This is a genomic window from Amycolatopsis sp. DSM 110486 (genome assembly GCF_019468465.1).
Classification (GTDB): domain Bacteria; phylum Actinomycetota; class Actinomycetes; order Mycobacteriales; family Pseudonocardiaceae; genus Amycolatopsis.
This window is the reverse complement of sequence record NZ_CP080519.1, coordinates 1,644,065-1,658,722: the sequence shown is the minus strand read 5'-3', so window position 1 is coordinate 1,658,722 and position 14,658 is coordinate 1,644,065. Positions and strand designations below refer to the sequence as shown.

The following is a 14,658-nucleotide window of genomic DNA, read 5'->3' as shown; positions in this document are numbered from 1 at the left end:
TCCCGCAGTTGCAGTTCCCACCACGAAGTCATCGAAATCAGGAGGATTCCCCAGTGGACAAAGGAATCGGCAGACGGCGTCGCCGTTCACGCGGGCTGATCGGCGCGGGTGCGCTGGCTTCGGCCGCCGTGTTGGCGATCGTCACCGGCTCCGCGGCGTCGACCGCAGACGCCCAGGCGCTGCACACGCTGCCGGCGTCGTGGCTGCCGACGCTCACCCCGATCAAGCACGTCGTGGTGATCTTCGGCGAGAACATCTCGTTCGACCACTACTTCGGCACCTATCCCAACGCGACCAACCAGGACGGCACGCCGTTCAAGGCCGCGAAGAACACCCCGAAGGTCAACGGCCTCGACAAGAAGCTGCTGAACAACAACCCCAACGCCTACGACCCGAAGCGCCTTTCCCCCGACCAGGCGCTCACCTGCGACCAGAACCACAGCTACGGTGCTGAGCAGGCGGCGTTCAACGGCGGCAAGATGGACAAGTTCGTCGAGAAGACCGAGACCGACAAGTGCACGGGGCAGCCGATCCTCTTCGGCGAGCCGGGCCTGGTCATGGACTACTACGACGGCAACACCGTCACGGGCATGTGGAACTACGCTCAGAACTACGCGATGAGCGACAACTCCTACAACACGAACTTCGGCCCGTCGACCCCCGGTGCGCTCAACCTGATCTCCGGGCAGACGGGCGGGGCGCAGGCGCTCACCTCGGTGACGCACCAGCCGACCACCGACTCGTACGCCGTCGTTTCCCCCGACAAGAAGGGGATCGGCACGGTCATCAACGACCCGGACCCGGCGTACGACGACTGCTCGGACAAGAACCACACCGCCACCGACAACCTCGCCTCGCTGCAGGGCAAGAACATCGGTGACATGCTGAACCAGCGCCACGTGACCTGGGGCTGGTTCCAGGGTGGCTTCAAGCCGACCGGCACCCAGAACGGGTTCGCGGTCTGCGGCCAGCAACACAACAACGTCGGCGGCATCCCGGTGACGGACTACAGCCCGCACCACAACGCGTTCTCGTACTACAAGTCGACGTCGAACCCGCACCACCTGCCGCCGTCCTCGGTGCAGGCCATCGGTCAGACCGACCAGGCCAACCACCAGTACGACATCAGCGACTTCGACGCTTCTCTGAAGGCCGGCTCGATGCCCGCCGTGAGCTACCTCAAGGCCCCGGCCTACGAGGACGCGCACGCGGCCAACTCCGACCCGCTCGACGAGCAGCAGTTCGTGGTCAGCGAGATCAACAAGATCCAGCAGTCGCCGGAGTGGAAGTCCACCGCGATCGTCCTCGCCTACGACGACTCGGACGGCTGGTACGACCACCAGAAGTCCACGATCATCAACGGGTCGAACGACGCCGCGCAGGACCAGTCGGTCTGCACCGGCACCAACACCAAGCTGGGCACGACCGCGGACCGCTGCGGTTACGGCCCGCGTCTGCCGCTGCAGGTCATCTCGCCCTACAGCAAGGTGAACTTCGTCGACCACACCCGCACCGACCAGACCTCGGTGCTGCAGTTCGTGGAGGACAACTGGTTCACCGGTCGCGTCGGGGGGTCGTCGTTCGACTCCCGCGCCGGCGGGCTGTGGAACATGTTCAACTTCTGGTACCCGCAGGCGAGCAAGCTGCCGCTGGACCCGAAGACGGGTGCGGTCGTCAAGAACGGGCACCACTGAACATCGCGTAGGACCGAACACCAGTAGTACCCAGTTCCGAAGGCCACCGGGTTTCCGAACCCGGTGGCCTTCGGCCGTTTCCTGGCCTGCCTGCTGTGTCCGACGCGACGGTCGTCCCAGTGGCGAATCAAGTAACCAACTGGTTGGATAGTAGGTGGAGGTGGTCACCGTGACCGGACCGTTCGTCTTCATCGCCACCAACAGCGTGGTCCCCGGCAGGTTCGACGCCGAGTCGGGCCGCGCGCCCGGCTGGGCCCGGTTCGTGGACGATCACGAGCCGCGGCTGATCGCGTTCCACGAGTACGCGAGCGCCGACGGCACCGAGGTCGAGTTCGTGCAGGTCCACCCGGACACCGACTCGTTCGAGCACCACATGCGCGTGCTCACCGAGCACGCCGACCCGGAGTTCCGCGAGAACCTCACGGCCACCACGAACATCCGCGTCCACGGCACGCCCACCGAGGCGATCCTGACGATGCTGCGCGACCTGGCCGGCGCGGGCGTGCCGATCACCGTCTTCCCGCAGCACCTGGGCGGCTTCACGCGCGACTGAACACATTTTCGCGACGATTTTTCCGGCAGGGGGCCACAGTTCGGAAATGCCCCTTGCGTTCGGACGGCCGCACTGGTCCAATCCCCGCCATGGCCACGTGGACCGAAACGCCGCGACTGCGGCTGCGCCGGTTCACGCCCGCCGACGCCGGCGCGCTCGCGGATCTCCACGGTGATCCCGAGGTGATGCGCTTCATCGACGACGGCCGTCCGGTGTCGCGTGAAGTCGTCGAGGACACGACACTTCCGGGTTTCCTCGCGGAATACCGGGATCTGCCCGCGGGACTCGGGTGTTTCGCCGCCGTGAATTCGGGGACGGACCAATTCGCCGGGTGGTTCTCGGTGCGGCCGGCGGCGAGCCGCGAACTCGGGGGAGGCGGTACCGAAGTCGGCTACCGCCTGCTGCCGGCGGTGTGGGGGCGCGGGTTCGCGACGGAAGGGCTGCAAGCGGTGCTCCGCAAGGCATTCGCGGAACTCGGTGCCGAGCGGGTCGTCGCGACGACGATGACGGTCAACACCCGTTCCCGTCGCGTGCTCGAGAAGGCGGGGCTCAAGCTCGTGCGCACCTTCTTCCTCGAGTGGCCGGAATACCTGGAAGGCGCGGAACACGGCGATGTCGAGTACGCGCTGTCCAGAGAGGAATGGGTGTCCAGCACCGCGCGACATTAGTCGACACGATAGGGTTCCCCCAGGCACGTCCTGTAGAAGGTGAAGGAACGACGAACCATGGCGCAGAAGGTTCACGTCGAGATGGTGGACGACATCGACGGCAGCATTGCCGATCAGACCGTCCCCTTCAGCCTCGACGGTGTGAGTTACGAGATCGATCTGTCCGAAGACAACGCCGCCGCGCTTCGTGATGAGCTCGCGCGCTACGTCACCGCTTCCCGCCGCGTCGGGGGCCGCAAGGTGCGCATGGCCGCCGGGCAGGCGCCGCGGGCGACGTCGTCCGCCGCCGATCGGGAGCGCAACCGCCTCATGCGGGAGTGGGCCGAGGTCAACGGTTTCAAGGTGTCCGACCGGGGCCGGCTCCCCGCGGAGATCGTGAAGGCGTTCGAAGAGCGTGAAGAAGAGATCGACGAGGTCGAAGAGGCTCCCGCCAAGCCGGCCCGCAAGCGTGCGCCGCGCAAGAAGGCCAACGCCTGAGCTGAGCTTTCCGTCAAAGGGGTCCGTCATCACGGTGACGGACCCCTTTCGGCTTTCGCGGGTGCTTCGCCCGCCATGGCGGAATCACCAGGCGGTGTAGCGGTGATGACACACGACGACCGTGGTGATGGCCACACGACGACGGCGCCACGCGCGGGGTAGGGTAGCCAAGCCTAAATGTCCTGTGAGTGAAGGTAACCGACTGTGGCCGAGAGAGCCCGCCCGAGAACACTCTCGCTGACGGCGGGGCTCGTGGTGCTCCTGGTGGCGCTCGTGCTCGCCGCCGCGCTGAGCATCGCCGTCGGATCGCGCGGGCTGTCGTTCGCCACCGTCCTCGACTCCTTGTTCCACTACGACGCCTCGAATCCCGATCACCTCGTGGTGCACGAGCTGCGCCTGCCGCGCACGCTCGTGGGCGTGCTCGCGGGTGTCGCACTGGGACTGTCCGGCGCCGTGATCCAAGGCGCCACGCGCAATCCGCTCGCCGACCCGGGTCTGCTGGGCGTGAACGCGGGCGCCGCGCTGTTCGTGGTGCTGGGCATCAGCACGCTCGGTATCACCACCGTCACCGGATACGTCTGGTTCGGCTTCGCCGGCGCGGCCGCCGCGGCCGTGGTCGTCTACGGGATCAGCGCGCTCGGGCGAGTCGGTGCCACACCGGTGAAACTGGCGCTCGCGGGTGCCGCGGTGACCGCGGCGCTGCAATCGGTGACGAGCGGGCTGCTGCTCACCGACACCACCACGTTCGACCAGTTCCGCTTCTGGCAAGTGGGCTCGCTGACCGGGCGCGACGTGTCGACGATCACGCAGGCCGTGCCGTTCATCGTGGTCGGCGTGGTGCTCGCGCTGGTGTCCGCGCGGATGCTCAACGCGCTGGCGCTGGGTGAGGACGTCGCCCGCGGGCTCGGGCAGAACGTCGCCGTGGCGCGGGCGGTCTGCGCGCTCGCCGTGGTCGTCCTCTGTGGATCGGCGACGGCCATCGCCGGCCCGATCGCCTTCGTGGGGCTGACCGTGCCGCACGTCGCGCGGCTGATCACCGGGCCCGACCACCGGTGGCTCCTGCCGTACTCCGCTTTGCTGGCGCCGTTGCTGCTGCTCGTGGCCGACGTGATCGGCCGGGTCATCGCGCGCCCGGCCGAGGTGCAGGTGGGCATCGTGACCGCCGTGATCGGCGCGCCCGTGTTCATCGTGCTGGTGCGGCGCCGGAAGCTGGTGAAGGTGTGAACCCGCCGCAGGCGCTCCCCGACGCGCTGAAGGCGGTCTCGGCCGCCCGCCGCCAGGGCGCGGCGCGGGTGTGGCTCGTGTCGATCGTGCTCTTCGTGCTGTTGGTCGGAGTTTTCGCGCTGTCCCTGGCTGTCGGTGACTTCGACGTCCCCTTGGGACAGCTGCCCGGCATCCTCTTCGGCGACGGTACGGGCGGCGGCGCCTACGTCGTCACGCAGCTGCGGCTCCCGCGCGCTGTGGCAGCCGTGCTCGTGGGTGTCGCGTTCGGACTCGGCGGCGCGCTTTTCCAGCGCCTGCTGCGCAATCCGCTCGCCAGCCCCGACGTGATCGGCGTGACGCAGGGTGCCAGCGCCGCCGCGGTGATCTGCCTGGTCCTGTTCGGAGTGTCCGGTCCGGTGCTCTCGGCCGCCGCGTTCGTCGGCGCGCTGCTCACCGGCGTGATCATCTACGTGCTCTCGCGCCGCGGCGGCGTGAACGGCTACCGGCTCGTGCTCATCGGCGTCGGAGTCGGCGCGGTGCTCGCCAGCATCGTGTCGTACCTGATGACCTGGGCCGACGTGACGCTGGCGCAGCAGGCCCTGGTGTGGCTCACCGGCAACCTCAACGGCGCGAGCTGGGACAAGGTGGTGCCGCTCGCGATCGCCCTCGTGGTGCTCGGGCCGGCGGCGCTGCTCCTCAGCCGCGCGCTCACCGGACTGCAGCTGGGTGACGACACCGCGGCCGGGCTCGGCCTGCGCGTGGAACGCATGCGCCTGCTGCTGCTCCTCGTCGCCACCGCGCTCGCCGCGTTCGCCACGGCGGCGGCCGGGCCCGTGAGTTTCGTGGCGTTCGTGGCGAATCCCGTGGCGACGCGGCTCGTGGGCGGCGCCCGCGTCGGCCTCGTCGCGCCGGCCCTCACCGGCGCGCTCGTGACGTTACTCGGCGACTTCGTCGCGCAGCACCTGCTCGGCACGCAGCTGCCGGTCGGCGTCGTGACCGGGGCCGTCGGCGCGCCGTACCTGCTGTACCTCCTCGCCACGGCGAACCGGGCCGGCCGAGTCTGAGAGAGAAGGCGCGTGAAACCGACGACACCCACCCTGCACACCGAAGGTCTCGAGCTCGGCTACGGGCCCGTGACCGTGGTGAAGGACCTCTCGGTGCGCATCCCCGAGGGCAAGGTCACCATGATCGTGGGGACCAACGCGTGCGGTAAGTCGACGCTGCTGCGCGGACTGGCGCGCCTGCTCGCGCCCTCGGCCGGTGCGGTGTTCCTCGACGGCGAGCGCATTTCCTCCTTGCGCAGCAAGGACGTCGCCCGGGTGCTCGGTCTGCTGCCGCAGTCGCCGACGGCACCGGAGGGCATCACGGTCGCCGACCTCGTCGGCCGCGGCCGCTACCCGCACCAGGGCGTGTTCCGCCGCTGGAACGACGAGGACGACGACGCCGTGGCGCGCGCGATGCTGGCCACCGACACCGTGGAGCTGGCCGGCCGGCCCGTCGACGAGCTGTCGGGCGGGCAGCGCCAGCGCGTGTGGATCGCGATGGCGCTCGCGCAGCGCACGCCGTTGCTGCTGCTCGACGAGCCCACCACGTTCCTCGACATCAGCCACCAGGTCGAGGTGCTCGACCTGCTCGCGGACCTCAACCACAACGACGGCACCACCGTCGTGATCGTGCTGCACGACCTCAACCTCGCGGCCCGCTACGGCGACCACCTCATCGCCATGAAGAACGGGTCGATCGCCGCCGAGGGAGCTCCCGGCGACATCCTCACCGCCGAGCTCGTCGAGGACGTGTTCGGCATGCCCTGCCGGATCATCGCCGATCCCGTGTCCGGCACCCCCATGGTCGTCCCGATCGGCCGCCACCGCGCCGCTACTCCCACCACCCAGCCCTAGGAAGGAACACCCCACGATGGCCAGATGGACCAAGGTCGTCGGCGTTCTCGCCGCCGCCACGCTCCTGGGTGCGTGCAGCCAGCCCGCCAACACGACGACTTCGGGCGTCGGGGACAAGGACGTCGCCACCGGCGGCCGCCTGTTCTCCACCGCCGACACCGAGACCGCCAAGCTGAAGGCCGACGTCGGCCCCGGCGTCTTCCCGCGCACGGTCACCCACGCGCTGGGCCAGACGAAAATCGAGAAGGCGCCCACCCGCGTGGTCGTGCTCGACAGCGGTGAGCTCGACGACGTGCTGGCGCTGGGCGTCACGCCCGTCGGCATGGCCACCACGGCCGGCCAGACCGGTGTGCCGAGCTACCTCGCCGACCGCGCCAAGGGCATCCCGACCATCGGCAACACCGACAACCTCAACCTCGAGAAGATCGCTTCGCTGCAGCCGGACCTGATCCTCGGCAGCAAGCTGCGCGCCAACGATCTGTACCCGCAGCTGTCGAAGATCGCGCCGACGGTGTTCAGCATCCGCCCGGGCTTCCCGTGGAAGGAGAACCTGCTGCTGGTGGGGGCGGCGCTGGGCCAGGAGAACAAGGCCGTGGCGGCGCTGAACGCGTACCAGAAGAAGGCCGACGAGGTGAAGGCCGGGATCAAGGGCAACCCCAAGATCTCGTTGCTGCGCTTCCACTCCACGGGCATCCGGATCTACGGCGACCTGTCGTTCATCGGCGTGATCTTCAAGGATGTCGGCCTGCAGCGGCCGGACAACCAGCACATCAACGAGCTGGCCAAGCAGATCTCGCGCGAGCGCATCGACGAGGCGAACGGCGACTGGATCTTCTACTCCAGCTACGGCGCGGGCCCGAACGCGGACGAGAAGGCCGTGACGAGCAGCGGGCTGTGGGCCGGCCTGAGCGCCGTGAAGTCGCAGCACGCCATCCGCGTCTCCGACGAGGTGTGGTTCCTCGGGCTCGGCCCGATCGGCGCCGACCACGTGCTCGACGACCTGAAGAAGTACCTCGGCTGAGGCCGTTTCGCCGAGAGCCAGGACACCGAGCAGGCCTCCCCGGGCGAACCCGGGGAGGCCTGTCCGATTTTGGCGTCAGGCGCCGCGGTAGATCGTCTTGAACTGCTGGTAGTTGCCCAGCGCCTCCGGGCCCAGCTCGCGGCCGATGCCGCTGGCCTTCACCCCGCCGAACGGCGCGACCGGGTCGGGCAGGTAGGTGTTGACGCCGATCGTGCCCGTCTCGACGCGCCGGGCCACGGCCATGCCGCGGTCGGGGTCGGTGGTCCAGACGGTGCCGCCGAGCCCGAAGTCGGAGTCGTTGGCGATGGCGATCGCATCAGCCTCGTCGGCGTAGGGGATCACCGACAGCACGGGCCCGAAGATCTCCTCGCGCGAGATCGTGGCGGAGTTGTCCACGTCCGCGAAGATCGTCGGCTCCACGAACCAGCCGACGTCCCGGCCGTTCGGGCGGCCGCCGCCGGTGGTCACCCGGCCGCCTTCGGCCTTGCCCTTCGCGATGTAGCCCTCCACGCGGGCGCGGTGCGCGGAGCTGGCCATCGGGCCGATCGTGGTGCTCTCGTCGAGCGAGTCGCCGATCACGGCACCCGACGCCATGTCCGTGAGCACGTCCACGACCTCGCTGTAGCGGCTGCGCGGCGCGAGCACTCGGGTGCCGAGGAAGCAGGTCTGGCCGTTGTTCATCATCGTGGCCACGAACAGGCCCTCGACGCTGCCGGCGACGTCCGCGTCGTCGAGGATGATCGCCGCCGACTTGCCGCCCAGCTCCAGCGTGACCGGGCGCAGCAGCTCGGCGCAGGCCGAGGCGATCGCGCGGCCGGCCACCGTCGAGCCGGTGAACGTGACCTTGTCCACGCCGGGGTGCTTCACCAGGTACGCGCCGAGCTCGCGGCCACCCGGCACGATGCTCACGACCCCCGGCGGCAGGCCCAGGTCCTTGAGGACCTCGGCGAGCAGGAACGTGTCGAGCACCGTCTCCGGCGACGGCTTGATGACGATCGGGCAGCCGGCCGCCAGAGCCGGGGCGAGCTTGAAGAACAGCAGCGTCTGCGGGAAGTTCCACGGCACGATCGCCGCGACGACCCCGACCGGTTCGCGGCGGACCACGGCGCTGCCGCCGAAGGCGCCCTGGCGGATCTCCTCCACGGGTTGCTCGCGGATGATCCCGCCGTACATCTGGAGGAGCCCGGCCGGGTAGCCGGTCTCCGCCTGCATCGCGGCGCTGCCGATCGGCATGCCGTTCTGGGCGCTCACCAGCCGCGCGAACTCCGAGCTGCGCTCCGCCATCACGGCGGCGAAGCGGTCGAGGACGTCGGCTCGTTTCGCCGGCTCCCAGTGGGCCCAGCCCTGCGGGTCGCGCAGCGCCGCGCGTGCCGCGGCCACGGCCTTGTCGACGTCCGCGGGTCCCGCTTCCGGAACCTGCCCGATGGCTTCTTCCGTGCTCGCCGACAGCACGGTGATGGTGGCGTCGGTGGACGGTGCGGTCCATTCGCCGCCGATGAACAGCGCGTCGTGTACGTGCTTCACCTGCAAAACTCCTCGGCCACTTCGGCGCCGCCCCGTTGCGGCGCGAACCACAGGGTGGACCGAAGTTCTACACAACAGTTGTCGCAGCGCGCCAGACTTGTTGTTCCTCGGCGTATGCTCGCTCGACCGCACCCAGAACGAGCTGGGAGATGCTGATGGGGCGAAGTCAGCCGGCCGACGCTTGGAGCCACGAGCTCGCGCGCGCCTTCGCCGGGCTGCACGCCGAACGGCGCGACGGCCTGCTCCCGCTCGGCACGCTCGACGCGGTGCAGCTGGACGACGTCGGGATCTACGACGTCCGCGGCACCACGCAGATCGTGCGCCGCACCTCCCGCACGGCGCGGACGGACACCGCCGAGCAGCTGAAGATCTGCCTGATCGAACGCGGGGGCGCGCTCGTCGAGCAGGGCCGGCGGCGCGTGGCGCTGGAGGTCGGCGACCTCGCGCTCTACGACTTGCGGCGGCCGTACCAGCTGACGTTGCAGGGCGCGTTCCGCTGCGCGGTGATGACGTTCCCGCGCGAGGCGCTCGGCCTGCCGGACTCCGCGCTCGAGGTGATGATGGAGCGCCGGTTTGTAACCGGCACCGGCGTGGGCCAGGTCTTCGCCTCCTGCCTGCGCAGCGCGCTCGACCAGCGCGAGACGTTGTCCGACGGCTCGCCGGTGCGTCTGCGCGAGGCCGCCGTGGCGCTGCTCGCGGCCACGCTCGGCAGCGGCGCCGGCCTCCCGGCGGGGCACACGAACCTGGCGCTGCGAGAGCGCGTGCTCGACCACGTCCGCGGGCACCTGGCCGACCCGCACCTGTCGCCGGCGACGGTGGCCGCGGCGCTGCACATGTCGCCGCGCTCGCTGCACCGGCTGTTCGAGGACTCCGGCGAGACGTTCGGCGGCACCGTCCGCAGGCTGCGGCTCGAGGCCGTGCGCCGGGATCTCACCGATCCGCTGCTGGCGGGGCGCAGCATCGCGGCCGTCGCGACGCGCTGGGGGATCACGGACCAGCCGTGGCTTTCGCGGGCGTTCCGGGCGGAGTACGGGGTGACGCCTTCGGGGCTGCGGCGGCGGATGACCGGGTCTTAGAGGCCCAGTCGCGCGTCGAGGTCGATCTTGCCGCCCACCGCGTCGAGGATCGCGCGCAGCGCCGTCTTCTCCTGCAGCGGCCTGCCGTGCTGGTCGGCGTGCGCGCGCATGAGGTTGCCGATGTGGCGCTCGGGGTTGCTCCAGTTCGGCCACCGGCGGCGCGCGATCGTGGCCAGTTCGGCGAAGTCGGGGGTTTCCGGAGTGGTCGCGTCGAGCAGCCAGTTGAGGTACGTGCGCAGCACGGCGACCGGGAAGCTGCCGGGGTGGCTGAGCGCGCCATGACCGGGCACGAACGTGCGGACGGTCGGGAAAGTCTTGTCCAGCCAGTAAAGCGCGTCGAGCCAGCCGGGGATCGAGCCGTGCAGCGCCATCGGCGTGGAGCCGACGGAGAGCAGGTCGCCCGTGAACAGCGTGCCGGTCTTCGGTTCGAAGACCACCAGGTCGCCGTCGGTGTGCGCCACGCCGGGGAAGGGCACGACCTCCACGACCACCCCGCCGAGATCGACCTCGCGTGGCGTGGTCACGGCGTGCACGGCCTCGGGTTTCGGCGCTTCGAGCGTGCCCCAGTTCTTGCAGTCGAACGTGTCCTCGTACCGCTGCGGCCCCGCCCGCACCGCGGACACGGCCGACTCGGCGGCGAGGATGCGCCCGCCGTTGCGCAACGCCACGCCGGCGCCGTTGTGGTGCGCGCCGTGGGCGTGGGTAAGCACGAGCGTGAGCGGCATTTCGACGGTCGAGTACTTGCGGACGTCCTTGACCAGGTCGAGCGTGTCCCGCTCAGTGCCGCACGTGTCGACCAGCATCACGCCGGACCGGCCGCGGATCCAGCCGCAGTTGGACACGAGCCAGTCGGTCGGGCTGCGGACGTAAGCGACCACGCTCGGGTCGGAGTACCTGAGCGGCACGATGTTTCGCCTGATGGCGGGCATGGGGTCCCCCTCGTGGGCTGCGCCGCCGTGATCCCGGACCACTGCATGGTAGTGGATCACTGACCTTTTGAATGGTATAGACCAAGTGGGCGTATGTCAGCAGGCTGCGAGCCCACCGTGTGCTACGTCGCACAGCCCAGGCCGATTCCTCCCTACGCCGACGGGCAGACCATACCTCCGGTTCGGACTTCCCTCAGGTCGGCGACTTGTGGTGATGATGTGGTCACTTTCCGTGAGGCCTTTTCGGACCAGTTCGTGGGCGCGGTCCAGAACTTTGGTACTGCTTCCGGCGCTTGACCCGCCTTTGTCCGCTTCGCGCGTTGACTCCCCGGTGACCGGCCGCTTACAGTCCGTTCAATCTGTTGAACCCCGTTCATATCTGTGAATGACGAGGTGTGTCGTGCGGCGCTGGTTGCCCGTGGTGTTGGCCGTGGCTCTGAGTTTGGCGTTCACGCCGGCGGTTTCGAGCGCCGCGAAAGACGCGGGGCGGGTGCAGACGGACCTCGACGCGGGGTGGCGGTTCGTGCGGGCCGACGTGCCCGGGGCGGAGAAGCCCGGGTTCGCCGACGGGTCGTGGGAGCGCACGAGCGTGCCGCACACGTGGAACGCGCTCGACGGACAGGATGGCGGCGGCAACTACTACCGGGGCGCCGGCTGGTACCGCAAGCACGTCACGCCGCCGCGAACCGCGCAGGGCAAGCGGCTGTGGCTGCAGTTCGACGGCGTGAACACCGTCGCCGACGTGTGGGTCAACGGGGTGCACCTCGGGCAGCACCGCGGGGGTTACGCGACGTTCCGCTTCGACGCCACTGACGCCCTGAAACCCGGTCGCGACAACGTGATCGCGGTGCGCGTGGACAACTCTGCGCCGGCCGATGTCGCCCCGCTCAGCGCGGACTACACGTTCTTCGGCGGCATCTACCGCGACGTCTCGCTGGTGGCCGTCGACCCGCTCGCCGTGCGGATGGACGATTTCGGCGGCCCGGGTGTCTACCTCACGCCGAGCGCAGTGACGGCGGAGGCGGCGACCGTCGGGGTGGTCACCAAGGTGCGCAACAGTTCCGGCGCCGGCCGCGAGGCGTCCGTGCGCACGACCGTCGCCGACGCCCGGGGTCACGTCGTCGCGCAGGCCACGTCGGAGCCGCGGCAGCTCACCGGCGACACCGACATCAAGCAGCAGCTGAGTATCACCAAGCCCCACCTCTGGCAGGGCAAAGCCGACCCGTACCTCTACCACGCGACCGTCGACGTCCTGGACGCGCGCACCGGTCGCGTCACCGACACTGTGAGCCAACCGCTGGGGCTCCGGGAATCCACAGTGGACCCCGACGAGGGCTTCTTCCTCAACGGACAGCACGTCGCCCTCCACGGCGTCAACGCGCACCAGGACCGCCTCGACGAGGGCTGGGCCGTGGCCGACCGGCAGCGCGACCAGGACTTCGACCTCATGGACGAGATGGGCGTCAACGCGCTGCGGACGGCGCACTACCAGCAGTCGCAGCACGTCTACGACCTCGCTGACCAGCGCGGGTACGTGGTGTGGGCGGAGATCCCGCTGGTCAACGGCATCACCGACAGCGCCGCGTTCCGCGCCAACGCGACGCAGCAGATGTCCGAGCTCATCCGCCAGAACTACAACCACCCGTCCATCGCGTTCTGGGGCATCGGCAACGAGCAGGCCAAGAACGACGACGTCACCAACGGCATCCTCCAAAGTCTCGCCGACCAGGTGAAGGCCGAGGACCCGGCGCGGCTTTCCGTGTACGCCAACCACAAGGGCGGCCAGGACGCCGTCTCCGGCCACGCGGACCTCGCGGCCTACAACAAGTACTACGGCTGGTACGACCTGTCCGCGCCCGGCCCCGGCCCGTGGACCGACCAGCTGCACGCGGCCGATCCCGCGCGCAAGATCGCGATCAGCGAGTACGGCGCCGGCGGCAGCATCTACGACCACGTCGAGAACTCCACAGTGAAGCCGCCGGTGATCCCGTCGCGCGTGCACCCGGAGGAGTACGAGACCTTCGTGCACGAGAACTCGTGGAAGCAGATCGAGACGCGGCCTTACCTGTGGGGCACGTTCGTGTGGAACATGTTCGACTTCGCCTCCGACGGCCGCACCGAAGGCGACACCCTGGGCCGCAACGACAAGGGCCTGGTCACCTATGACCGCCAGGTCCGCAAGGACGCGTTCTACTGGTACAAGGCCAACTGGACCACCACGCCGTTCGTCTACCTGACCAGCCGCCGCTGGACCGACCGCACGACCGCGGCCACCACGGTAAAGGCGTACGGCAACGGAGTGGACACGGTTTCGCTCACCCTGAACGGAACCCCAGTCGGCACGCCCGCCGCGTCACCCGATCACATCTACACCTGGCCGGTCACCCTCGAGCCCGGCAAGAACGTCGTGAAGGTGACCGGAGTCCGCAATGGACACTCGTACACGGACACCGTCACCTGGGCGCTCACGTCGTGACGCCGGGACCGGTCTCGGAGGGCTGCCCCAGGGTCGGGTCGTGGCCAGGCGAAGGACCAAACTCAGAGCTGCACTCGCGGCTGCGCACCGGCCGCCTGGGTGCGCCGGGGAAGACTTACGTCGTCCGGTTTCCGGCGGAAGCGAGGGCGGACCGGTCCGACGTCGTGGTCGAGGGCCGGAAATCCGTGCGGTAGCGGCTGGGCGCGACGCCGACGTGGCGGGTGAAGTGCTGCCGGAACGACACCGGTGAGCCGAACCCGCAACAGCCCGCGATCTCGGCGACGGGCAGGTCGGAGCTTTCCAGCAGCTGCTGCGCCCGGGCGATGCGCTGGTCCAGCAGCCAGCGCACGGGCGTGGTGCCCGTCTCGGCCACGAACCGGCGCGCGAACGTGCGCTCGGACATCGACGCCCAGCCCGCCAGCTCCGCGACCGTCAACGGCCGCCGCAGTTCCCGCAACGCGCGTTCCCGCACGGCGGCCAGCGGTTCCTCGTCGCGAGGCGGCGTGGGAACCGTGATGAACTGCGCCTGCCCGCCCGAGCGGAACGGCGCCGTGACCATGGCCCGCGCGATCCCCGCCGCGACGTCCGCGCCCTGCGTGATCCGCACGAGGTGCAGGCAGAGGTCGATGCCGGCCGCGACGCCCGCCGACGTCCACACGCCGTCGCCGCCCGCGTACAGCACGCCGGGGTCGACCCGCGCGGACGGATGCCGCCGCGCGAGCTCGGTCGTGAAGCGCCAGTGCGTGGCGGCCGGCCGGCCGTCCAGCAACCCCGCCGCACCCAACACGAACGCGCCCAGGCACAACCCCGCCACCTGCGCCCCGGCCCGATGCGCGGCGCGCAACGCGGCCAGCAGCTCCGGCGAGGGCTCGGCATCGACGTTCGCCAGGCCCGGCACCACGACGACGTCCGCCGTGCGCAACCAGGCGAACGTCCGTTCGGGCTTCAGCACGGCCCCGCCCGCCAGCTCCACCGGCTCCTTCGTGGCCGCGCACCGGCGCAGTTCCGCCCCGGGCCCGCTGCGCGCGCCCCACACCTCGTCGACCACCGCCGTGTCGAACAGCCGGGCCCCGTCGAACAGCACCAGCGCGATCTTCTGCACGGCTCCACAGTACTGGCAGGATCTCATCGATGAACGA

Annotated in this window: 13 protein-coding genes; 10 read left to right on the top strand and 3 right to left on the bottom strand. The window is 69.7% G+C overall.

Going from position 1 to position 14,658, the window contains the following annotated elements; translation table 11 throughout:
- Positions 1 to 53 precede the first annotated feature (53 nt).
- The 8 genes from K1T34_RS07900 (at position 54) to K1T34_RS07865 (ending at position 7,514) form a co-directional block, all read left to right on the top strand.
- Positions 54 to 1,694, top strand: coding sequence for a phospholipase C (locus K1T34_RS07900; protein WP_220243629.1), 1,641 nt, complete (start codon positions 54 to 56; stop codon positions 1,692 to 1,694).
- A gap of 169 nt (positions 1,695 to 1,863) precedes the next feature.
- Positions 1,864 to 2,247, top strand: coding sequence for a hypothetical protein (locus K1T34_RS07895; protein ID WP_220243628.1), 384 nt, complete (start codon positions 1,864 to 1,866; stop codon positions 2,245 to 2,247).
- Positions 2,248 to 2,336: 89 nt separating this feature from the next.
- Positions 2,337 to 2,915, top strand: a complete 579-nt coding sequence (locus K1T34_RS07890; protein ID WP_220243627.1) for a GNAT family N-acetyltransferase — start codon at positions 2,337 to 2,339, stop codon at positions 2,913 to 2,915.
- 57 nt (positions 2,916 to 2,972) lie between these two features.
- Positions 2,973 to 3,392, top strand: a complete 420-nt coding sequence (locus K1T34_RS07885) for an Lsr2 family protein (protein WP_220243626.1) — start codon at positions 2,973 to 2,975, stop codon at positions 3,390 to 3,392.
- A gap of 204 nt (positions 3,393 to 3,596) precedes the next feature.
- Entirely contained in the window at positions 3,597 to 4,616 is a 1,020-nt protein-coding gene (locus K1T34_RS07880; protein WP_220243625.1) for an iron ABC transporter permease, read from the top strand.
- Entirely contained in the window at positions 4,613 to 5,659 is a 1,047-nt protein-coding gene (locus tag K1T34_RS07875; protein ID WP_255638390.1) for an iron chelate uptake ABC transporter family permease subunit, read from the top strand. The genes K1T34_RS07880 and K1T34_RS07875 overlap by 4 nt, the downstream gene beginning before the upstream one ends.
- A 12-nt stretch (positions 5,660 to 5,671) precedes the next feature.
- Positions 5,672 to 6,493, top strand: a complete 822-nt coding sequence (locus tag K1T34_RS07870) for an ABC transporter ATP-binding protein (RefSeq protein WP_220243624.1) — start codon at positions 5,672 to 5,674, stop codon at positions 6,491 to 6,493.
- Positions 6,494 to 6,509: 16 nt separating this feature from the next.
- A complete protein-coding gene (locus K1T34_RS07865) occupies positions 6,510 to 7,514 on the top strand; it encodes an ABC transporter substrate-binding protein (RefSeq protein WP_220243623.1) in 1,005 nt (334 codons plus the stop codon).
- Between the two features lie 75 nt (positions 7,515 to 7,589).
- Here the strand turns inward: K1T34_RS07865 and K1T34_RS07860 are convergent, their stop codons facing one another.
- Positions 7,590 to 9,038 carry an aldehyde dehydrogenase gene (locus K1T34_RS07860; protein WP_220243622.1) on the bottom strand — a complete coding sequence of 483 codons (1,449 nt, stop codon included), beginning with the start codon at positions 9,036 to 9,038 and terminating at the stop codon, positions 7,590 to 7,592.
- Between the two features lie 155 nt (positions 9,039 to 9,193).
- On the opposite strand from K1T34_RS07860, the gene K1T34_RS07855 reads away from it, so the two are divergent.
- Positions 9,194 to 10,114 (top strand): helix-turn-helix domain-containing protein, encoded by a 921-nt coding sequence (locus tag K1T34_RS07855; RefSeq protein ID WP_220243621.1) that lies wholly within the window; start codon positions 9,194 to 9,196, stop codon positions 10,112 to 10,114.
- Here the strand turns inward: K1T34_RS07855 and K1T34_RS07850 are convergent.
- A complete protein-coding gene (locus K1T34_RS07850) occupies positions 10,111 to 11,043 on the bottom strand; it encodes an MBL fold metallo-hydrolase (protein WP_220243620.1) in 933 nt (310 codons plus the stop codon). The two genes, K1T34_RS07855 and K1T34_RS07850, sit on opposite strands and share 4 nt — an antisense overlap.
- A gap of 430 nt (positions 11,044 to 11,473) precedes the next feature.
- Here K1T34_RS07850 and K1T34_RS07845 point away from each other — a divergent pair, with 430 nt between their 5' ends.
- Positions 11,474 to 13,519 carry a glycoside hydrolase family 2 TIM barrel-domain containing protein gene (locus K1T34_RS07845; RefSeq protein ID WP_220243619.1) on the top strand — a complete coding sequence of 682 codons (2,046 nt, stop codon included), beginning with the start codon at positions 11,474 to 11,476 and terminating at the stop codon, positions 13,517 to 13,519.
- Between the two features lie 115 nt (positions 13,520 to 13,634).
- Here the strand turns inward: K1T34_RS07845 and K1T34_RS07840 are convergent, their stop codons facing one another.
- Positions 13,635 to 14,621, bottom strand: coding sequence for a GlxA family transcriptional regulator (locus K1T34_RS07840; RefSeq protein ID WP_220243618.1), 987 nt, complete (start codon positions 14,619 to 14,621; stop codon positions 13,635 to 13,637).
- Positions 14,622 to 14,658: the final 37 nt, after the last annotated feature.